The following is a 20590-nucleotide window of genomic DNA, read 5'->3' as shown; positions in this document are numbered from 1 at the left end:
GGCCCGCATGATCCGCTCCCAGCGCTGGAAGGGGGCCGCCTTCACGCTGCCCTTCCAGCTCGGCTTCGTCTTCCTCTACCTCATCCCGATCGGCTACGCGGTCCACCAGTCCCTGTTCCGGGAGCAGCGGTCCGGCCTCGGACTCGGCGGCGCCACGGTGACGTTCGCCGGACTGGACCACTACCGGCACGGCCTGACCGATCCCGCGTTCATGACCTCCGTCCTGCGGGTGGTCCTGTTCGCCTGCGTCCAGATCCCGGTCATGCTCGCCCTCAGCCTGCTGCTCGCCCTCTGCCTGGACGCGCTCACCGCGCGGGCGGCCGCCCGGTTCCGGATGCTGCTGCTGATCCCGTACATGATCCCCGGGGTGGTGGCCGCCATCGTGTGGATCAACCTCTACAGCCCCGACGTCGGGCCGCTGACCTCACTCGGCGGGCTCTTCGGGGGCTCCTGGAACTTCTTCGCGCCCTCGATGGTCTGGCCGTCCATCGGCAACCTGCTGACCTGGCACGGCATCGGCTACAACATGGTGATCATCTACGCGGCGCTCCAGGCGGTGCCCCGCGAGCTGTTCGAGGCCGCGCGGCTGGACGGCGCCTCCGAGGCGCGCATCGCGCTGAGCATCAAGGTCCCGCAGGTGCGCGGGGCGCTGGTGCTGACGGGGATGCTCTCCATCATCCAGATGCTCCAGATCTTCAACGAGCCCGCGCTGTTCCGGAACGTCACCCCGCAGACGGTCAGCGACAGCTTCACCCCGATCATGATCGTCTACAACCAGGCGTTCAACGCGGGCAACTACCACTACGCCGCCGCCCTGTCGGTGCTGCTCGCCCTCGTCCTCGGCGTGGCCTCCTTCCTCTTCTACCGGCTGACCTCGAAGGAGACCGACTGATGGTGATGACGGAATCCGCCACCGAACGGCCCGAGGCGCACACCGTACGGCGCCTCGCCCGCCCCGACCCGGCCGCGCGCGGGCGGGGCGGCCAGCGCTTCCTGCTGCTCGGCCTGATCCTGGCCGGTGCGTACAGCCTCTTCCCGGTGTGGTGGCTGATCGTCGCCGCCACCAAGGACCGCACCGGGCTGTACCAGACGAACGGCCTGTGGTTCTCCGGCATGCACCTGTGGGACAACCTCCACCAGCTCGTCACCTACGACCACGGCATCTTTCTGCGCTGGACCGCCAACTCGTTCCTGTACGCCGGAGTGGGGTCGCTGGGCGGCACCCTCATCGCCCTCGCCACCGGATACGGCCTCGCCCGCTTCGACTTCCCCGGGCGCGGCGTGGTGTTCGCATGCGTCGTGGGCTCGTTCCTGATCCCGATCGCCCTGCTCACCCTCCCGCTGTACCTGGTGTTCTCGTCCATCGGGCTGGTCGACACCCCCTGGGCCATGCTCATCCCGTGTCTGATCAACCCGTTCAGCGTGTACCTGGCCAAGGTGTACACCGAGTCCACCGTCCCCTTCGAACTCCTGGAGGCGGCCCGCCTGGACGGTGCCGGGGAGCTGCGGATCTTCTTCAGCGTCGTGCTGCGGATGATGGCCACGGGCGGTGCCACCGTGTTCCTGCTCGCCTTCGTCAACACCTGGAACGCGTTCTTCCTGCCGCTGACCGTGCTGCGCGGCGAGGAGAACTGGACCCTGAACCTCGGCCTGTACAACTGGACCGGCAAACGGCTGGAGTCCGGCATCGACCTGACCAGCCTCGTCCTGACCGGCGCACTGCTGTCGATCGTGCCGCTGGCCGTCATGATGACCGCGATGCGCCGCTACTGGCGCACCGGCGTCACCCTGGGCGCCCTCAAGTAGGCACGTCGCTGCCCACCGGGCGGTCGTACCGTCCGCCACCGGTAGCGCCTAGGATCGCCCGGTGACCGCGGCGAACCAGCAGACCGGGAACAGTGAGGCGTCACCGGGCGAGACGCGTGCGGGCGCGGCCCGGAGCGCCACCGTCAAGGATGTGGCGACGCTCGCCGGGGTCTCCCCGAAGACCGTGTCCAACGTCATCAACGGCTTCGCGCATGTGGCGCCCGCGACCCGGGAGCGGGTGCAGCGGGCCATCCGGCAGCTGGGCTACCGGCCCAACCGGGCCGCCCGCAATCTGCGCCGCGGCAGCACCGGCATGATCGCGCTGGTGCTGCCGGAGCTGGACGTCCCGTACTTCGCCGAACTCGGGCGCCACTTCCTCACCACGGCCGAGGAACACGGCCGCACCCTGCTCATCGAGCAGACCCTCGGCGACCGGGACCGGGAGGTGTCCGTCATCAACGGTCTCGGCGACCACATCGTGGACGGCGTGGTGGTCAGTCCGCTCGCCCTGCACGGCCACGCGCTCGCGGGCCATCTCGGCGCGGTGCCGCTCGTGCTCATCGGCGAACGCCCCAGCGGCGGGCTCACCGACCACGTCGTCATCGACAACGTGGCCGCCGCCCGGGAGGCGGTGACCCACCTGATCCGCGGCGGCCGTCGCCGCATCGCCGCCGTGGGCCCGCAGCCCGAGCCGTACATCGGTACGCCGCTGCTGCGCAGGACCGGCTACCGCCAGGCGCTGGAGGCGGCCGGGCTGCCGCTGGACCCCCGGCTGGAGCGCGAAACCCCCCGCTACCACCTGCGGGAGGGCGCCCGGGCGATGGACGCGCTGCTGGACGGGGCCGAACTCCCCGACGCCGTGTTCTGCTTCAACGACGCGCTGGCGCTGGGCGCGCTGCGCACCCTGTACGAGCGCGGGCTACGGGTCCCGGAGGACGTGGCCGTGATGGGCTTCGACGACATCGAGGCCACCCGCTACAGCACACCCAGCCTGAGCACCGTCGCACCGGACAAGGGCGCCATCGCCCGGCACGCCGTCAGCCTGCTGCTGGAGCGGATCGACGCCCCGGGACGGCCGCCCCGGGAGGTCGTCGTCGGGCACACGCTGTGCACCCGCGAGTCCACCGAGGCCGGCGCGGCGTACGGGGACGGTCACTGACCTCCCAGACCGGTGGTGGCCACCGACTTCACGATGCGGCGCTGGAAGAGCATGAAGACGACCAGCAGCGGGAGGGAGCCGAGGACCGAGGCGGCCGACTCCTGGGCGTTCCGCAGCCCGGTGGAGTCCTTCACGGTCGACAGCCCCACCGGCAGCGTCATCAGCTGTGGATCGCTGGTGCTGATGAACGGCCAGAGGAAGTTGTTCCACGTGTTGATGAAGACGAAGATGGCCACCGCCGCCAGGATCGGCCGGGACAGCGGCAGCACCACGTTCCAGAACACCCGGAAGCTGCCCGCGCCGTCGATCCGGGCCGCCTCCTCCAGCTCGCGCGGAATGCCGTCGAAGAACTTCTTCAGGATGAACACCATCGCGGGCGCCACCACCTGCGGCAGGATCACCGCCGCGTAGGTGTCGACGAGGTTCATGGCGAGCATCTGCCGGAACAGCGGCACGATCAGGATCTGCGGCGGCACCATGATCGAGGCGACGATGACGGCGAACAGCACCCCGCGGCCGCGGAAGAGGGTGCGCGAGAACGCGTACGCGGCCATCGCCGAGACGGCCACGGTGAGCGCGGTGACGCACACGGCGATCACGACGCTGTTCACCGCCCACACCGGCAGGTTGCCCTGACCGAAGATGGTCCGGTACGCGTCGAGGGTGAAGCCCGCGTCGGGGAGCCAGTCGACACCCGACGCGCTCGCGTCGACCTCCGACTTGAACGACGTGTCCACTCCCCAGCCGAACGGCACCAGCCACGCCACCGCCATCAGCGCCAGCGCCAGCAGCGTCAGGACGCGGGGGAGGGGGCCCGTCCCGAGCGTGGGATGCCAGGCCCGGCCGCCACCGTGGCGGCGCCGCCGGGCCACCTCCCGGGGCATGGTCGAACGCGGCTTGTCCTGCGTACGGGGTGGGAGAGTCTCGGGGGCCATGGCGTGATCAGTCCTCCCTGCGCGAGAAGATCTTCAACTGGGCGAGCGAGAGGATGATGATGACTCCGAAGAACACGTACGAGACCGCCGAGGCATAGCCCAGCCGGTAGTTGGTGAAGCCGGTGTCGTAGATGTACTCCAGGATCGGCCGGGTGGTCCCGTCGGGGCCGCCCCTGGTCAGCAGGTAGATCTGGTCGAACACCTTCAGCGACGCCATCACCTGCAACACCGAGATCAGCCCGGTGGTCCGGCGCAGTTGGGGCAGCGTGACCGACCACAGCCGGCGCCACGCCCCGGCGCCGTCGAGCGCGGCCGCCTCGTAGAGGTGGTCGGGGATGGCCTGGAGCGCGGCCAGGTAGAGCAGGAAGTTGAAGCCCACCGTCCACCACAGGGTCACCAGCGCGAGGGACCACATCGCGTACTTCTCGTCCGTCAGCCAGCCGATGCCGTCGATCCCGACCAGGTCCAGCAGGCCGTTGAGCATGCCCCGGTCCGGCTGGTACAGCATGTTCCAGATCTGGTAGACCACCGCGACCGGCAGCAGATGCGAGGCGAAGAAGGACAGCCGCCACAGCCACTGCCCCGGCATTCCCGTGTACACCAGCAGGGCCATCACGAGCGCCAGAGCCACCAGGGGGACGGTGGACAGGACGGTGAACCACACCGTGTTGCCGAGGGTCTGCCACACCTGGCCGTCGCCGAGCGCCTCGGTGAAATTGTCCAGCCCGACGAAGGTGCTGCCACCGGCCCCGGTCAGGCTCGCGTCGGTGAAGCTCATCCACAGGCCGATGCCGAGCGGCACGACGAGGAAGAGCCCGAAGAACACCAGGAAGGGGGTGGCGAAGAGCCACCCGGTGGAGCCCGGAGGCCGTGGCGTCGTGGAGCCCCGTGGCCGTGGCGTCATGACGATGCTCCTTTCCGTTGCCATTCCGTCGCCATCAGGCCGGATTCGGCTGGGCCAGCAGGGTGTTGATCTGGGAGACCATCGTCCGCACCGCCTTCGCCGGGGACGAGCCGCCGATCGCGGGATCGAGCGCCTGGGACATCCGCGTCTGGAAGTCCGAGCCGGAGCCCGCGAACCACACGGGCGGGTCGAGCGCGAGCTGCTTCGCGGCGCCCGCGTACTCGGACTGCGGACGCAAGCGGGAGTACGCCGCGGACGAGACCGCCGGTGTGTACGCCGGGATGTGCCCGGCCGCCGCCCACTGGAGCCCGGACCGGACCAGCTCGGCGACGAACTGGTGGGTGCGCCGCCGCCGTTCGGGATCCGGGTCGTCCTGGTGCGGCAGCACCAGCGCATGGCTGTCGGCCGCGCCCGCCGGACGGTCGTAGAAGGTGGGGATGGGGGCACCGCCCAGCCTGTCCTTCAGGGTCGGCTGGTAGGTGGCCATGTCCCACTCGCCCGAGAAGATCATCGGTGAGCGGCCGCCCGCGAAGGCGGCGATCGCCGTCTGGACGTCCATGGTGCGGCTGTCGCGGGCCAGCTCGGCCATGAAGCGCACCACCTCCACGGCGGTGTCCTCGTCGATCTCGGCCCGCTCGCCCGTGAGGTCGAAGGTGGCGCCGGTCTGGCTGAACAGCGACCAGAACATCCGCCAGCTCATCGCCGGGTCGTTGGAGTGGCCGAAGACCGGCCCGAGCTTGCCACCGTCCTTGCGGAGCTTGTCCATCAGCTCCAGGGCGTGCCGCGGCGATTCGAACGGCACCAGCCGCCCTTCGCCGGTGAGCAGACCCGCCTTGTCCAGGACGTCCCGGTCGAAGAAGACCACGAAGGGGTGGGTGTCCAGCGGGATGGCGTACGGGGTGCCCTGGTACAGGCTGCGCTTGACGAGCGTCTGGTTGAGGTCGTCCTGCCTCAACCCGAACTCGGCCAGCAGGTCCATGTCCCACGGGTCGAGCAGCCCGCCGGGGGCGTAGCCCGCCAGCCGGGCGAGGTGCATGATGGCCACATCCGGTGAGCGGCCGCCTGCCGAGGCCATCGCGAGCTTGGTGTAGTACGGCGGGCCCCACTCCAGCACCGTCGTCCTGACCTTGAGACCCTCTACGCGCCTTTCGACGTCCCGCGTCAGGGACTTCATCAGCTCGCCGTCGGGGCCCGTGAACAGGTTCCAGTAGCGGATCTCGTCCGCGCTCGTCACGCTCCCGGCGATCGAACCGCAGCCGCTGAGCGCGGACGCGGTGGCGGCCGCTCCCGCCCCGTACACCGCCCCTTTCAGCAGGCCGCGCCGCGTGAGGCCGGTCATCGTCCCTCCTCGCCGGACGGGCGCTCGAAGGCGGCGGGGCGCAGCTGGGCGGCACGCACCCGCGCCACGTCCAGCTTGGGGCCGCGGGACACCGCGCGGTCGGGATTGATGAACGGTTCGTCCTTGTCAAGACCCGCCATCTGACGGCGGAACGCCTCCGGGTCCTGCTCGTAGCTGGGCGCGCGCAGATGGACCTCGGGCACCGGCTCCAGCCACACCGTCTGCCAGATGCCGGTGGTGCGGGTGTAGCGGCAGGCGCTGTTGGCGTACGCGGTGGCCTGCTTGCCGCGCGCCTGCGGACCGTGCCGGGCGTCCCGGGCCCGTACGACGATCACCACCTCGGCCTCGCCCCCGGCCGCGCCCACCGCATCGCCGAGGTCGGCATGAACCCGCCGCTGTGCGCGAACTGCCAGGTGCCGTTGAGGTTCAGCCAGTCCTCACGGACGAAACCGGGATGCGGGTATTCGGGTCGTGGAACATTGTTCGGTATATCGGGCAGCGGTGTGTCGGCGCGAGGCATGGTCAACTCCGGGGCGCGGGCGGGTGGTTCAGCGGGCAGGGGTATGCCATCACCCGCTTACATCGTTGTAAAGACCTGATGCACCTCGTGTTTCTTGAGCCGGAAGAGGCGTGCCCGGCGGAGTTCATGGACACTCGGCAGCTGCCGACGCAGACTGGCCCAAGCTTCAGGACCACCCCGCACACCCCCGGGGCTCGCCCCGGCCGACCCGCTGGAGGCGTCGTGGCCGTGCAGATCTGTTCGTTGATCGTCGCCGAGCCGCAGGTGATCCCGCCCGGCGGGTATCGCGTGGTGCGGTTCCCCTTCGGCACCGCCGAGTCCTACGACGCGCTGGGCATGCACCAGGTGGTCCAGCCCGACGGGTACAGGATCAAGAACTGGCGCACCGATGACCGCGCGGGGCTGATCTGGCCCTCGGCCGGCGGATGGGGTGCGCTGACGGCGATGATCCAGTGGGAGGCCGACGGGGGCTACAGCGAATTACGGGACCGCTTCGTACGGGATCCGCTCGGGCTGTCGACGGGCCCGGACTCGACCGCCACCGACCACCGGCCGCCGAGCCGCGGCATGCAGTGCTTCACCAAGCACCACGAGATCTTCGTGCATCCGGAGACGCCGCTGGCGCTGATGGTCTCGCACAACAGCGGCTCTTCGGTGCGGTTGGTGCTCGCCGAGTTCAAGCTGGCCATCCATCAGGTCTGAGGGGTCACACCTCGCCCTTCTTCACCTTGTACAGCTCGATGTCCTCGTTCGCGAACAGATGCACATAGCCACAGTCCCAGCAGATCAGCCCGATCGCGGACTCGTTGGCCCAGGCGAGGTTCATGAGCTCCATTCCGGCGCTGTTCAGCTTCACCCGGCGGTCCCGGAAAAGACCGCCCTGGCAGAACATGCACGTGATCCACGTGTCCCCGAGGGCCGCACGCACGGGCTTGGACATGTCCCCCCTTCCCGCCACCGAAGTGGCCTGCTCTCTCCTGCTGTCGGTGCATGATCAGCATAGTCGGGACGCTCTGTCGGCAATGTAGACAACGAAATTGTTGACAATCTTGTTGGCCTAGATTTACCTTCGACACGCACTCACTCAGGGAGAGCACGATGCCGAAGGAAGCCCGTCCAGGCACCGGAGAACAGGCCAAGCAGCATGCGCTGACCCAGCTGCGGCAGGCGATTCTGGCCGGCGAGATGGCACCGGCCCAGCGGTTGGTGGAGAACGAACTCGCCGAGCAGTTCGGGGTGACCCGGGCCAGCATCCGCGCGGCACTGATCGACCTGGCCTCGGAAGGGCTGGTGGAACGGATCCGCAACCGCGGATCGCGGGTGCGGGTGGTGTCCGTCGAGGAGGCNTCCGCAACCGCGGATCGCGGGTGCGGGTGGTGTCCGTCGAGGAGGCGGTGGCCATCACCGAATGCCGCATGGTCCTCGAAGGGCTGTGCGCGGCCAAGGCGGCCGTCGAGGCCAGTGAGGAGCAGCTGACCGAACTGGCCGACCTGGGCACGGCGATGTCCAAGGCGGTCGCCGACGGCGAACCCATGACGTACTCCCGGCTCAACCACGAGCTGCACGGCCGGATCAGGGAGATCTCCGGCCAGCAGGTGGCCGTGGAGCTGCTGGAGCGGCTCAACGCGCAGCTGGTGCGCCACCGTTTCCAGCTGGCGCTGCGGCCGGGGCGTCCCCAGCAGTCCCTGAGCGAACATCTGGCCATGATCGAAGCGATCAGGGCCCGGGACCCGCAGGCGGCCGAGGCGGCCGTCCGCACCCACCTCGCGGGCGTGATCGACGCATTGCGCGAATGACGCGTTGCGTACGGGGCGCGCTCGAGGTGGGCCACCGCCCCGTCCACCGAGGAGATTTCAGCTATGACGCACGGCACGGCGCCCATCGCCACCCGTTCGACGCTGGTGATCAGCGCCCACGCCGGTGACTTCGTATGGCGGGCCGGCGGCGCCATCGCCCTGGCGGCCTCCCGGGGCGAGCAGGTCACCATCGTGTGCCTGTCCTACGGGGAGCGCGGCGAGTCCGCCAAGGCCTGGCGCGCGGGCAAGCCGCTGGAGGAGATCAAGCGCATACGCCGCGGCGAGGCCGAAGCGGCGGCCGCGGCCCTCGGCGCCGGGATCCGCTTCCTGGACGCGGGCGACTACCCCCTGCTCGCCACGCCGGAGCTGACGGACCAGCTGGTGCGCCATTACCGCGACACCCGGCCCGATGTGGTGCTGACCCACCCCCCTGGCCGACCCGTACAACGGCGACCATCCGGCGGCGGCCCGCATGGCGCTGGACGCGAGAGTGCTGGCCCAGGCGATCGGCTACCCCGCCCCCGGCGAGGTGCTGGGCGCGCCACCGGTGTTCTTCTTCGAACCGCACCAGCCCGAGATGTGCGACTTCACTCCGCAGGTGCTGCTGGACATCACCGAGGTGTTCGACACCAAGCGCGAGGCCATGGAGTGCCTTCCGGCGCAAGCACACCTGTGGGACTACTACACCGACCTCGCCAAGCGGCGCGGGGTGCAGCTGGCGCGCAACGCCGGTCCCAACCTCGGCCTGCCGCAGACGGTGTACGCCGAGGCGTATATGCGCCCGTACCCGCAGGTCACGGGGGAGCTGGCATGAGCGGCGTCATCGTCACCAACCCGCCGCGCGCCCGCGCCGAGGACGTCGGAGCCCTGCACGGCTACGGCGTGGCCACCGTGCACGAGGCGATGGGCCGCACCGGAAGCCTCGGCCCCGGGCTGCGGCCGATCCAGCAGGACGTGCGCATCGCGGGCACCGCGGTGACCGTGCTGTGCTGGCCCGGCGACAACCTCATGATCCATGCGGCGGTCGAGCAGTGTGCCGAGGGCGACATCCTCGTCGTCACCACCACCTCCCCGTCCACGGACGGCATGTTCGGTGAACTGTTCGCCACCGCCCTGCACCACCGCGGGGTGCGCGGCCTGGTCATCGACGCCGGGGTGCGCGACACCGCCGAACTGCGCGCCATGGGCTTTCCCGTGTGGTCGGCGGCCGTGTGCGCGCAGGGCACCGTCAAGGCCACGGCGGGTTCGGTCAATGTGCCGGTCGTGCTGGGCGGGCAGTGCGTCCGCCCCGGCGACGTCGTCCTCGCCGACGACGACGGGGTGTTGTGCGTGCCCCGCGAGCGGACCGGCCAGGCCGTGTTGGGCCACTGCCGTCGGCTGGACCTCCGGCATGGGCCGCTTCGGCGCCGTCTTCGGCCCCTGGCTGGGCGGCCGGCTCGTCGACGGCGACGCGGAGGGCTGGGGCTTCACCGTGTTCGCCGTCACCGCGCTGCTCGCCACTGTCCTGATCGCCCTGACCGGCTTGCACCGGGCAAATGCCTGAGGGGGCGTCAGGCGCGGCGCATCTCCAGCACGACCTTGCCCCAGGCGTGGCCGGACTCCACCTCGCGCAGGGCGGCTTCGGCCTCCTCGAAGGGGAAGACCCGGTGCACGCGCGGGTCCAGTCGGCCCGTCGCCACGCGGCGCGCCAGCTCGGTGAGTGTCCGCGGCGAGCTGTTACGGGTCAGCGGCCGGGCGCCGAACCGGGCCGCCGTCCCGGGGTCGGCCACCGTGAGGATGCGGCAGCCGGGCCGGATGAGCGCCGCGACACCGTCCAGGGCGTCCCCGCCCACCAGGTCCAGAATCGTGTCGGGGCCCTGGGGCAGGGTCGCCTTCAGCTCCTCGGCGACGCGGCCGCTGTCGTAGGGGACCGCGGTGGCGCCCAGTGAGGTGACGAACTCCCGCTTGGCCGCGGCCGCGGTGCCGACGACCGACACCCCGGCCTCGTCCGCGATCTGTGCCGCCGCGACGCCCACGCCGCCCCCGGCGCCCAGGATCAGCAGGGTCTCGCCGGGCGCCGGACCGAGCAGGCCCACCGCGTCGTAGCCGGTGCCCGCCGCGATGGGCAGCGCCGCGGCGTCGGTGAAGGAGACTCCGGCGGGCTTCGGCGCCGTCCGGTCCGCCGTCAGGACGGCGAAGCGTGCGTAGCCGCCGCAGCCCGCCGCGCTGCTGCCGAACACCGGGTCGCCGACGGAGAAGCCGGTGACGCCCTCGCCGACCTCCTCGACCACCCCCGCCGCCTCCCGGCCGAGAACGGCGGGCAGGTCGAGGGGGAGGAAGTCGCGGTGCATCCCGGCCCGGACCTTCCAGTCCACCGGGTTGACCCCTGCCGCGTACACCGCGACCAGCAGCTCACCGGGGCCGGGCACGGGCTTCGGCAGATCGAGGAAGGCTTGCGTCTCCGGTCCGCCGTACCGGGTGAAGCCATAGGCGTCGGGCACGGCGTGTCTCCCCGCGTCGGTGGTTTTCACGGACATGTCCTACGACCCCGCTGCCGCGAGGCCGCGGCGCTGTTCCCGGCGGTCCCGCTGCCGGTCCGGGTCGGGCACGAGGGCCGCGAGCATGAGCCGTTGGGTATAGACGTGCTGGGGCCGGGTCGTCACCGCCCGGGTGTCACCGGACTCCACGATCTCCCCGCGGTACATGACGGCCACCCGGTGGCTGATGCGGCGCACCACGGACAGGTCGTGGGTGATGAACAGATACGCGACACCGGTGCGCTCCTGGATCTCGATGAACAGGTCCAGCACCCGGGCCTGCGTGGACAGGTCCAGCGCGCTGACCGGCTCGTCGCACACGATGAGCCGGGGGTCGCGGCACAGGGCGCGCGCGATGGCGATGCGCTGGCGCTGCCCGCCGGAGAACTCCCGGGGAAGCCGGTGCGCGGCGTCCGCGGGCAGGCTGACCTGGTCGAGCAGTTCGCGGATGCGCTCGCCCGCCGCACCGCGGGACACCCCGGCCACCAGCAGCGGCTCGGTGAGGATGTCGCCCACGGTCATCGCCGGGTTCAGCGAGGTGTAGGGGTCCTGGAAGACCACCTGGATCTCGTCGCTGAGCGCCCGCCGCTCCCGCGCGCCCAGCCGCGAGATGTCCCGGCCCGCGTAGGCGATCCGGCCCTCCGTGACGGGGGCCAGGCCGAGCACCGCGCGCCCGAGCGTGGTCTTCCCGGAGCCGGACTCGCCGACCAGCCCCACGGTCTCGCCCGCCCTGATGTCCAGCGAGACCCCGTGCAGCGCCCGGAACGGCGGGGTGCGCCACCCCTTGGCGGGGTACTCCACCACCACCCGGTCCACTTCCAGGACGCTGCCGTGCGCCGGGGTGTCCGGCCGGGGTGTCGGGTTCGTCGTCATGCCTTCTCCTGCACGGTGGTGCGGGCCGGGGTGCCGTCGTCGAGCGGGGTACGGGTCGGGGCGTCCTCCAGCGTCGACGCCAGCAGCATCCGGGTGTACGCGTGGTGCGGGTTGGCGAAGAGCTGCCCGACGGGCGCCGACTCGACCACCTTCCCGGACCGCATGACCACGACGTGGTCGCAGATGTCGGCGACGACGCCGAAGTTGTGGGTCACCAGGATCATGCCCATCCGGCGCTCCCGCTGGAGCTCCCGCAGCAGGTCGAGCACCTCCGCCTGGACGGTGACGTCCAGCGCGGTGGTCGGCTCGTCGGCGATCAGCAGATCGGGATCGCACGAGACCGCACCGGCGATCAGCACCCGCTGCGCCATGCCACCGGAGATCTGGTGCGGGTACGCGTCGTACACGCGCTCCGGCCGGTCGATGCCGACGCGCTCCAGCAGGGCCAGCGCCCGCTTCCGCGCCTCACCGGCCGAGATCTTCAGGTGCAGCCGCATGGGGTCGGCGAGCTGGCTGCCGATGTGGAACGACGGGTCCAGGTTGGACATCGGCTCCTGCGGTACGTACGCGATCCGCCGCCCCCGCAGGCCGTTCATGGCCTTGCCGCCCAGGCGCCGCAGATCCCTTCCGTCGAAGGAGAGGCCGTCGGCCTCGCGACGCGCCTCGGGAGGGAGCAGACCCAGGACGGAGAAGGCGGTCTGGCTCTTGCCCGACCCCGACTCGCCCACCAGCCCGAGGACTTCGCCGTGCCGGACGCTGAGCGACACCCCGTCCACGACCGTGGCCTCGCCGTCCCGGGTGGGGTACGACACCCTCAGGTTCCGTACGGTGAGCAGCGCGTCGCCGTCGTCGTCGCGCGCCGGGGAGCCGGCGGGCGGGGCGTCGGCAGCCGGGGAATCGGCAGCCGGTGAATCGGGTGCCTTCGTACGCCACGGGCGGCGGGCGGGAGCCGCGTGACCGCCCTCCAGCAGGGTGTCCCGCAGGGCGTTGGCGAGCAGCCCGACCGAGGCGACCGTGACGACGATGGCGACTCCGGGCGCCACCAGCAGCGTGGGCTGGATGTACAGGTTGGCGAACGCCTCGTTGAGCATCGCACCCCAGCTGGCCTCGCTCGCCGAGCCCAGACCGAGGAACTCGATGCCCGCCTGGATGACGACGGCGACCCCGAACATCTGCGCCGCCTGGATGATCGTGGGCGCCTGCACCACCGGCAGGATGTGGCGGCGGACGATCCGCAGGTCGTTCAGGCCCGAGACCCGGGCCGCGTCGACGTACAGCTCCTCGCGCACCGAGGTCACCGAGGCGCGCACGAGGCGGAAGACGCCCGGCGCGAGGATGACACCGAGCACGGTCATGGCCGCGTTGGCGTCGGGGCCGATCGCCGCGATGGCCACCAGCAACACCATGATCGCGGGCGCGGCCATCACGAGGCTGGCCACCCAGCTGAACGCGGCGTCGACCCAGCCCCGGTAGTAGCCGCTGACCAGGCCGGTCGGGACGCCGATCAGCAGCGCCACTGCGACCGCGAGGAACGCGCCCAGCAGGCTCACCCGCCCGCCGTACAGCAGCCGCGCCACGACGTCCCGGCCGACGCTGTCGGCGCCGAACGGATGGGCGGCGCTCGGCGAGGCGAACGTGTCGAGCAGCGAAGGACGGGTGGGGCTGTGGGAGGTGAGCAGCGGGGCGAACACACTGGCCAGGACCAGCAGCGCCAGGACCGTCAGACACACCATCGCCACCGGGTTGCGCAGCAGGCGGCGCCCCACACCGGTGCGGCGGGGGAGGACGCCGGGCGCGTTCGGGGTGGCGGGCGTGGTCTCGCCGGGGGGATTGGTCATCGTACGCGCACCTTCGGGTTGAGCCAGCCGTAGGCGACGTCCACCAGCAGGTTGACCGCCACCACGATGAACACCAGATACACCACGACGCCCATGACCAGCGGAGTGTCGCCGTTGGTCGACGCCGTGACGGCCGCCGAACCGACCCCGGGCAGCCCGAACACCTTCTCGGTGATGACGGCGCCCCCGACCAGGCCGATGAACTGGAGCGACAGCACCGTCAGCGCGGGCGGCGCCGCGTTGCGCAGCACATGCCGGAACAGCACCCGGCGCTCACCGATCCCGCGGCTGCGCAGGGTCCGGACGAAGTCCTGGCGCAGCACGTCGATCACCGAGCCCCGGACCTGCTGGGCCGTCGCCGCGATCACACCGATGGACAGCGAGACGGCGGGCAGGGTGATCGACTGGAACCATCCCGAGGGCGACGCCGCGAACGGCACGTATCCCGTGGCGGGCAGCCAGCGCAGCTTGACCGCGACGATCACGGAGAGCGCCAGCGCCGCCAGGAAGCTGGGGACCGCGTAGCCGAGGATCGCCAGCACCTGGACCACCCGGTCGAGCCAGCCGCGCCGGACGGCGGCGGCGACCCCGAGGACGATGCTGAGGACCGTGGCGAGGACCAGCCCCGCCACCACGACCGACAGGGTCACCGGCACCTTCAGGGCCAGGCTGGTGGCCACCGGGTCGCCGCTGAACCAGGAGACGCCGAAGTCACCGCGGACGGCGTGGCCCAGCCAGCTTCCGTACTGGCTGATCCAGGGGCGGTCGAGGCCCAGCTCATGGGTTTTGGCCGCCACTTGCGCCTGGGTGGCCGTGTTCCCGGAGATGTTGCGCACGGCGTCCGTGCCGGTGAGGCTCATCATCGCGAACGCAGCCGTCGCGAGGACGTACAGGAGCACCAGCCCGGCCGCCACGCGGCGTATGAGGAAAGTCAGCATCGCAGCCCTCTCTTTCTGCCGTCGGTCGTCATGAGGCCGGGGTCATCTGGTAGATCGGGATGGCGGACTCGAACGGCTGCGGTGTCACCTTGATGCTGTTCGAGACGCCGTGGACGGAGTCGAGAACGTCCCAGGGGGCATTGAACGCGTTCGTCTGCACATACCGGTTGATCTGCTTGAACAGCTCGTTCTGGCGGGCGCCGGTGGCCTTGCGGGCCGTGGCGATGAGCTTGGCGAGCTTCGGGTCGAAGTCCTTGGCCGGGTTCCAGGCGCCGTCCGCGGTGAGCTGGGTGGAGATGTAGTCCCAGGGCCGGTACGAGGCGAGCTTGAACCAGGACATCGCGTACTTGCCCCGCTGGAGCGCGGTGAACAGCTCGGTGGACGGCACCTTCTTGGTCTTCACCCTGACGCCGATGTCCTCCAGCGCCTGGGTCATCACCGCCTGCTGGGCCGCCGCCACCGAGGACACGTCGGGCATCGTCACCGTGAAACCGTGCGGATATCCCGCCTCGGCGAGCAGCTTCCTGGCCTTCGCGGGGTCGTAGGGGTACTTGCCCTGGAGCGACTTCTCATAGGCGCTGCTCTCCGGGATGGCCATCTGGGAGGTCGCGGAGGCGTATCCCATGTTGATCTTCTTGGCGATCGCGTCGCGGTCGAAGGCGTAGTTCAGGGCCTGGCGGACCTTCACCTTGCCCAGGGCCGGCACGATCTTCCCGGCGCGGTCCCAGATGTACAGGCCCTCGACGGCGTCCACGTGCGAACTCACCTGGAGGCCACGGCCCTTGACCTGGCTCGCGCTCCGGGGGTCGATCCGCGCCCAGTCCACCTGCTCGCCCAGCAGCGCGTTGAGGCGGGCGGTCGGGTCACTGATCGTCCTGATGACGATCTTTTTGAAGGGGAACGCCTTGGTGTTCCAGTAGTCGCGGTTGCGGGTGAAGGTGTAGACGCTGCCGTTGGTCGTGCCGGACTTGTTCAGCACATACGGCCCCGAGCCGACCGGGCCCTTCTTGCCGTCCAGCGCCTTCGGGCTGGCCACCATGCCGGACGGATCGCCCAGGCTGGTGATGAGCGAGGGATCGGGCGCCGACAGATGGATGGCCACCGTGGAGGGGTTCACGGCGTCGACGGTGCGGATGGCCCTCAGCTTGCCCGCGGCCTCGTTCGTGCCCGCCTTGGTGTGCAGCAGGTTGGCCTTCACCGCGGCGGCGTCCAGGGCGGTGCCGTCGGTGAACTTCACGCCCTTCCTGAGCTTCATCGTCAGCACGGTCCGCGAGGTGTCGTACCGCCACGACGTGGCCAGGTTGGGCGTCGCCTCCGCGTTCTTGTCCAGGCGGACCAACGAGTCGAAGACCGGCTCGTAGTAGTTGATGTAGTCCCCCAGACCGGCCGAGGCCAGATCCCAGGGGGTGGCGGTGACCCCCACCGCGAGGGTCAGTGTCCCGTCGCCGTCCCCCATGCCGGAGACCGCGCCGCCACTGCACGCCGTCGCGGACACGAGGGCGAGAGCGGTCCCTGCCAGCCCCACTCGTCGCATCGCGCACCTCCTCACCTTGTGCCGTCGCGCGTCGTTCAGTGCGTCTGCCGGGCCCACTGGCCGCACAGCCGGATGCTTTCCTCGGTGGTGTCCTGCGCACCCCGGTCGACCTCGATGATCAGCCAGCCGTCGAAGTCGGCGGGCAGCTCCGCGAGGAGCCCCGGGATGTCCACCGAGGCGTGCCCCGGCTCGGCCCACAGGCCCGCGAGGACCGTCGTGCGGTAGTCCAGGTCCTCCGCCTTGCCCCGGGCGGCCACATCGGCGTGGTAGTCCTTGATGTGCATCGCCGCCACCCGGTCCCCGTAGTCGCGGAGGAGGCCGGGGACGTCGGCACCGGCCCAGCCCAGGTGGCCGATGTCCGGGCCGAAGGAGAGGGTGTCCGCGGGCACGGTGTCGAGGATGAAGCGGGTCTCCTCCTCGGTCTCCGCCCAGGTTCCCACGTGCGGGTGGAAGGCCGCGGCCACCCCGTTCGCCCGGGTGGTCTCGCCCATCTTCGCGAACACGTCCCGCACCCGCTCCAGCCGTCCGCGGTCGGACTCCGCGCCCACCGCGGGCCGCTTGACCCTGGGCGCCTCCTTGGACATGCCGGTGGCCACGAAGACCGTGGACAGGCCGAGTTCGGCCTGCTGCTCGCTGATCCGGGCCGTCTTGTCCAGATGCGCCCGCAGGCTCGCGTCGTCCTCCGGCAGCGGGCCGGATATGTAGCCCGGGGCGGGCGCGAGACCGTGGTCGGCGAGCAGTGCCCCGTACGCGGCGGCCGTCATGTCCGCGGGTACGTCGGCGTGGACCGCGCGGAGCCCCGCATCGCTGATGATCTTCAGCCGCTCGGGGAGCGGCGGAGCCAAAGTGGGGTCGATCCAGCCGTCCTCGGTCTGCACGAACTGAAGGGGGTTGATCGCGATCTTCTTCGCGCGGATCGTCATGCGGTCTTCTTCCTCACGTGGTGGGTGGCAGGGAGTGCGGGGGCGTCAGACGGAGAAGCGCGGCGCGGGGCGGTCGCAGGTGCTGTCCAGCGTCACGACACGCGTCTGCGTGGAGGCTTCCTCCACGGCGCACATCGCCTCCAGCACATGGAAGGCGAACGGGCCGGTCGCGCGGTGCGGGGAGCCCTCGACCGCGTCCGCGAGGTCGCGCACCCCGAGGCCGCGGCGGGCCTGCTCCTTGGTGCCGACGGCGCCGAACAGGCCGACCACCGGCTCCAGTACGGACCACTCGGCGTCGCCGTGGCGCTTGAGCCGCACCTCGCCGTCGAAGTGGTTCGGGTTCGCCAGGGACAGCGTGCCGCCGGTGCCGTAGATCTCCATGTACGGCAGGTCGGTGTCCCAGATGTCGAAGCTCATCTGCATCGTTCCGATGGCTCCGGAGGCGAAGGTGAGCACGGCCGCGGCGTGGGTGGGGACCGTGACGTCGATGGAGTCGACGGCCCGGTCGGGCGCGGTCACCGTCCGCCGCTCCGCCCCGATCCGGCTCGACCCGGTGACGGTCCGGATGGGGCCCAGCAGGTTGACGAGGAGGGCGAAGTAGTACGGCCCCATGTCCATCACCGGGCCGCCGCCCTCCTGGAACAGGAAGCGCGGGTCCGGATGCCACGTCTCGGCCTTGCTGTGGCTGATGAACGCCGAGGCGCCGACCGGCGTTCCGATGAGCCCGTCGTCGAGGGCCTTGCGCGCCGTCTGGCTCGCGCTGCCGAGGAACGTGTCCGGCGCCGAGCCCAGAACGCGCCCGCTCCGGGCGGTCGCTTCGAGCACGGCCCGGCCCTCCTCGACCGTCGCGGCCAGGGGCTTCTCCACGTAGACGTGCTTGCCTGCCTCGAGGGCGGCGATGGTGGTGCGCGCATGGTGCACCGGCGGGGTCAGGTTGACGACGATGTCCACCGACGCGTCGGCGTACAGCTCCGTGTCATCGCCCCAGGCCGGTATGGAGTGGTCGGCGGCGGCCTGCTTGGCGCGCGCCACATCGATGTCGGCCACGCGCACGATCTCCAGCTCCGGGTGGCGGGCCAGGCCGGTGACGTACCGGCCGAAGATGTTGCCGCTGCCCAGGATGCCGATCCGATGCGTCTGCTTGGCCATGAACGTAGTTCCTCTCCGGAATGCGACGGGGGGTCATGCGAGCTGTGCCGTCCACACCGTCTGTTAGTTCGCCGGGCCAAGGCAAGATGCCGCTTTTAGTTTTTTCTCTTGACTAAAGCTGGTCCAATGTCCAGCCTGTCGGTCAGGCCGGATCGCGGTCGGAACGCCGGTGGGTGCAAGAGGGAGCGATTAGGTACGTGACAGTGCATAAAAGCGAGCGGCGCGCTACCGATACGGCCCTGCTGCCCGCGGTGCCCTCCGCGTTGCGCAGCGTGCTGGATCTCGTGGTGTCGGGTGAGGCGACCAGCCGTGCGGAGATCGCGCGGCGCAGCGGTCTGGCCCGGTCGACGGTCGGACAGCAGGTCGACCATCTCGTGGGGCGGGGCATCCTCCAGGAGCTGGGGTCGAGCGAGTCGGTGCGGGGCCGGCCGCCGAGGGTGCTGACGCTCAGCCCGCGGGCGGGAACCATCGCCGTGGCGGACGTCGACACGCTGGAATCCCGGGTGGCGATAGCGGACCTCACCGGGCGCGTGATCGCCCAGGAGACCGTGGACATCCGGGTCGACGCGGGCCCTGACGCGGTGCTGGAGACGGTGGCCGGGCGGCTGACGAGCCTGCTCGCGGCGCACGAGCGCGACCCGGACCGGGTCCGCGAAGTGGTGATGGGGCTGCCCGGACCCGTGGACTTCCAGCGCGGCTGCCCGGTGCAGCCGACCGGAATGCCCGGCTGGGACGGCTACCCGGTCGCCGAGTGGCTGACCAGGACCTTCCGCGCGCCCGCCGTCGTGGACAACGACTCCAACCTGATGGCACTCGGCGAGGCCGGTCAGGACGGGATGGACACTCCGCTGCTGTGCATCAAGATCGCGACCGGTATCGGGGCCGGGGTCATCACCACGGACGGCGAGGTGTACCGGGGCGCGGACGGAGCCGCCGGGGACATCGGCCACATCCCCGCCGTCGGCGGCGGCGACGCCCTGTGTTCCTGCGGCAACGTCGGCTGCGTCGGGGCGATCGCCTCCCACCGGAGCATCCTGCGCGGCCTCGGCATCCCCGAGTCGACCGACGACGATCCGCTGCACGGCGTGCACGTCCTGGCCGAACGCGTCGCCGACAACGACCCGCCCGCGGTGCGCGCGCTGCGCCAGGCCGCCACCGAGATCGGCGAGATAGCGGCCATGCTGGTCTACATGTTCAACCCGCGCACGCTGGTGCTCGGCGGCCCGCTGAGCGAACTCCGCGACGACCTCCTCTCCGGAGTCCGCGCCGCCGTCTACCAGCGCGCCCTGCCGCTGGCCACCCGCAAGCTGACCATCACCACGGCCCAGCTCGGCAACGGCTCCGGGGTCCACGGCGGCATAGCCCTCGCCACCCGGGACGTCTTCAGCCCCGAGGGCATCGCCCGGATGCTGGTCGAGGACGCCGCGGAAGCGCCCGCGGGCGGGCGCTGACGGGGCCGGAGCGGGGCGCTGACGGCGTCAGAGCGGGGCGCGGTGCGCCTCGAAGATGGCGAGGCGTGAGGTGATGGCGCGCGACGCCTCGGTCAGCGCGGAGTGGATCCGGGGGACGCTGCTGCCCGCCGTGGGGGCGATGACCGCCAGGGCGGCCAGGTACGCGTGGTCCAGGCCGCGCACCGGCACCGCGACGGCGAGGTAGCCGGTACGGGCCTCCTCGACCTCCACGGCATAGTCCTGCTCCCTGATCCGGGCCAGCTCGGCGGGCAGCCGGGCCGGGGTGAGGGTGCGGGGCGTGGGGCGGTCCATCAGCGGGATCACCCTGGACAGCGGGTACTGCTCGGGGAGCATCGCGAGGGTGAGCTTCCCCGCGGCGCTACAGTGCAGCCGCAGGCGCCGCCCGCCCGCGGTGGACCGGGCCCGGTTGCGGTGCCGTCCGGCGTTCTCGATCACCAGCAGTTCCGAGCCGCTGGGCACGGCCAGGTTCACCGCGTTGTCGAGCTTCTGCGCCAGGTTCTCGATGACCGGCCTGGCGGCCTCGCGCAGGGTGCGCTGGCGGGGCGCGCGCAGGCCGATCTCGTAGAGCTGGAGCCCGAGCCGGTATTTGGCGCCCTCCCGCTCCAGGAGATTTCCGGCGACGAGTTCCTGGCACAACCGGTGGACGGTGGCCTTGGCGACCCCGGTACGGGCCGTCAACTCCGCGAGACTGAGGGCGAAGTCGTTGTCCCGGAAAGCGGACAGAATGAGGCCGACCTTGCCGAGAACCGACTTGGGTGTCTCGCCGAGCTGCCGTGGCTCTTTGTCCTTTTCGGCATACACGTACCCAGTCACTGCGCTTGACCTCCTCACGGCCACCAAAGCCGAGGAAGAGAACGATAGGCGCTTTTCAGGGACGCCGGAAGAGAG

The 20590-nt window shown here is 70.8% G+C and carries 17 protein-coding genes and 5 pseudogenes; 9 read left to right on the top strand and 13 right to left on the bottom strand.

Features of this window, described 5'->3' with window-relative positions; translation table 11 throughout:
- Positions 1 to 7: 7 nt before the first annotated feature.
- From EEJ42_RS28550 to EEJ42_RS28540, 3 genes are all read left to right on the top strand, one after another.
- The gene (locus tag EEJ42_RS28550) at positions 8 to 892 is read left to right on the top strand and encodes a carbohydrate ABC transporter permease (RefSeq protein WP_123104371.1); all 885 of its coding nucleotides are present in this window, start codon (positions 8 to 10) and stop codon (positions 890 to 892) included.
- Positions 892 to 1806 (top strand): carbohydrate ABC transporter permease, encoded by a 915-nt coding sequence (locus tag EEJ42_RS28545; protein WP_123104369.1) that lies wholly within the window; start codon positions 892 to 894, stop codon positions 1804 to 1806. Before EEJ42_RS28550 ends, EEJ42_RS28545 begins: the two co-directional genes overlap by 1 nt.
- 61 nt (positions 1807 to 1867) lie before the next feature.
- On the top strand, positions 1868 to 2965 hold the full coding sequence (locus tag EEJ42_RS28540; RefSeq protein WP_123104367.1) for a LacI family DNA-binding transcriptional regulator: 1098 nt from the start codon (positions 1868 to 1870) through the stop codon (positions 2963 to 2965).
- Here EEJ42_RS28540 and EEJ42_RS28535 read toward each other — a convergent pair.
- From EEJ42_RS28535 to EEJ42_RS28520, 4 genes and pseudogenes are all read right to left on the bottom strand, one after another.
- Positions 2959 to 3849: a carbohydrate ABC transporter permease gene (locus EEJ42_RS28535; RefSeq protein WP_123104386.1), complete on the bottom strand. Its 891-nt coding sequence runs from the start codon at positions 3847 to 3849 to the stop codon at positions 2959 to 2961. The genes EEJ42_RS28540 and EEJ42_RS28535 overlap by 7 nt on opposite strands.
- Positions 3850 to 3907: 58 nt before the next feature.
- Positions 3908 to 4828, bottom strand: coding sequence for a carbohydrate ABC transporter permease (locus EEJ42_RS28530; protein ID WP_123104365.1), 921 nt, complete (start codon positions 4826 to 4828; stop codon positions 3908 to 3910).
- A gap of 10 nt (positions 4829 to 4838) precedes the next feature.
- Positions 4839 to 6143: an extracellular solute-binding protein gene (locus tag EEJ42_RS28525; protein ID WP_123104363.1), complete on the bottom strand. Its 1305-nt coding sequence runs from the start codon at positions 6141 to 6143 to the stop codon at positions 4839 to 4841.
- A gap of 161 nt (positions 6144 to 6304) precedes the next feature.
- Positions 6305 to 6663: pseudogene (locus tag EEJ42_RS28520) on the bottom strand (hypothetical protein); the annotation flags it as partial.
- A 222-nt stretch (positions 6664 to 6885) separates the two neighbouring features.
- Between EEJ42_RS28520 and EEJ42_RS28515 the strand changes: the two are divergent.
- Complete coding sequence (locus EEJ42_RS28515) at positions 6886 to 7365, top strand: hypothetical protein (protein WP_123104361.1); 480 nt, start codon at positions 6886 to 6888, stop codon at positions 7363 to 7365.
- A 4-nt stretch (positions 7366 to 7369) separates the two neighbouring features.
- Here the strand turns inward: EEJ42_RS28515 and EEJ42_RS28510 are convergent, their stop codons facing one another.
- Positions 7370 to 7603 carry a hypothetical protein gene (locus tag EEJ42_RS28510; RefSeq protein WP_123104359.1) on the bottom strand — a complete coding sequence of 78 codons (234 nt, stop codon included), beginning with the start codon at positions 7601 to 7603 and terminating at the stop codon, positions 7370 to 7372.
- Between the two features lie 158 nt (positions 7604 to 7761).
- Between EEJ42_RS28510 and EEJ42_RS28505 the strand changes: the two are divergent.
- The 4 pseudogenes from EEJ42_RS28505 to EEJ42_RS28490 form a co-directional block, all read left to right on the top strand.
- Positions 7762 to 8459, top strand: a pseudogene (locus tag EEJ42_RS28505) (GntR family transcriptional regulator).
- Between the two features lie 63 nt (positions 8460 to 8522).
- A pseudogene (locus EEJ42_RS28500) lies at positions 8523 to 9273 on the top strand (PIG-L deacetylase family protein).
- Positions 9270 to 9815 (top strand): annotated as a pseudogene (locus tag EEJ42_RS28495) (4-carboxy-4-hydroxy-2-oxoadipate aldolase/oxaloacetate decarboxylase); the annotation flags it as partial. The pseudogenes EEJ42_RS28500 and EEJ42_RS28495, both read left to right, overlap by 4 nt.
- A 7-nt stretch (positions 9816 to 9822) precedes the next feature.
- Positions 9823 to 10002 (top strand): annotated as a pseudogene (locus tag EEJ42_RS28490) (MFS transporter); the annotation flags it as partial.
- Positions 10003 to 10009: 7 nt separating this feature from the next.
- On the opposite strand, the gene EEJ42_RS28485 reads toward EEJ42_RS28490, so the two are convergent.
- From EEJ42_RS28485 to EEJ42_RS28455, 7 genes are read right to left on the bottom strand one after another with little or no spacing between them, the layout of a single operon-like run.
- Positions 10010 to 10975 (bottom strand): NADP-dependent oxidoreductase, encoded by a 966-nt coding sequence (locus EEJ42_RS28485; protein ID WP_123104357.1) that lies wholly within the window; start codon positions 10973 to 10975, stop codon positions 10010 to 10012.
- A gap of 3 nt (positions 10976 to 10978) precedes the next feature.
- Positions 10979 to 11848, bottom strand: a complete 870-nt coding sequence (locus EEJ42_RS28480) for an ATP-binding cassette domain-containing protein (protein WP_123104355.1) — start codon at positions 11846 to 11848, stop codon at positions 10979 to 10981.
- Positions 11845 to 13686, bottom strand: a complete 1842-nt coding sequence (locus EEJ42_RS28475; RefSeq protein WP_123104353.1) for a dipeptide/oligopeptide/nickel ABC transporter permease/ATP-binding protein — start codon at positions 13684 to 13686, stop codon at positions 11845 to 11847. The genes EEJ42_RS28480 and EEJ42_RS28475 overlap by 4 nt, the downstream gene beginning before the upstream one ends.
- Positions 13683 to 14624, bottom strand: a complete 942-nt coding sequence (locus EEJ42_RS28470; RefSeq protein WP_123104351.1) for an ABC transporter permease — start codon at positions 14622 to 14624, stop codon at positions 13683 to 13685. Before EEJ42_RS28470 ends, EEJ42_RS28475 begins: the two co-directional genes overlap by 4 nt.
- A gap of 28 nt (positions 14625 to 14652) precedes the next feature.
- Positions 14653 to 16158, bottom strand: a complete 1506-nt coding sequence (locus tag EEJ42_RS28465; RefSeq protein ID WP_123104349.1) for an ABC transporter substrate-binding protein — start codon at positions 16156 to 16158, stop codon at positions 14653 to 14655.
- 35 nt (positions 16159 to 16193) lie between these two features.
- Positions 16194 to 17081: a sugar phosphate isomerase/epimerase family protein gene (locus tag EEJ42_RS28460; protein ID WP_123104347.1), complete on the bottom strand. Its 888-nt coding sequence runs from the start codon at positions 17079 to 17081 to the stop codon at positions 16194 to 16196.
- Between the two features lie 45 nt (positions 17082 to 17126).
- Positions 17127 to 18230: a Gfo/Idh/MocA family protein gene (locus EEJ42_RS28455; RefSeq protein ID WP_123104345.1), complete on the bottom strand. Its 1104-nt coding sequence runs from the start codon at positions 18228 to 18230 to the stop codon at positions 17127 to 17129.
- Between the two features lie 203 nt (positions 18231 to 18433).
- On the opposite strand from EEJ42_RS28455, the gene EEJ42_RS28450 reads away from it, so the two are divergent.
- Complete coding sequence (locus EEJ42_RS28450; RefSeq protein WP_184503316.1) at positions 18434 to 19681, top strand: ROK family transcriptional regulator; 1248 nt, start codon at positions 18434 to 18436, stop codon at positions 19679 to 19681.
- Positions 19682 to 19708: 27 nt separating this feature from the next.
- Here EEJ42_RS28450 and EEJ42_RS28445 read toward each other — a convergent pair whose 3' ends face one another.
- Positions 19709 to 20515, bottom strand: a complete 807-nt coding sequence (locus EEJ42_RS28445) for an IclR family transcriptional regulator (RefSeq protein WP_184503313.1) — start codon at positions 20513 to 20515, stop codon at positions 19709 to 19711.
- Between the last annotated feature and the right edge of the window lie 75 nt (positions 20516 to 20590).

The sequence above is a fragment of the Streptomyces botrytidirepellens genome (assembly GCF_003721215.1).
In the GTDB taxonomy this organism is placed as follows: domain Bacteria; phylum Actinomycetota; class Actinomycetes; order Streptomycetales; family Streptomycetaceae; genus Streptomyces; species Streptomyces himastatinicus.
The sequence above is the reverse complement of the archived record's forward strand: the minus strand, read 5'-3'. Positions and strand labels throughout refer to the sequence as shown.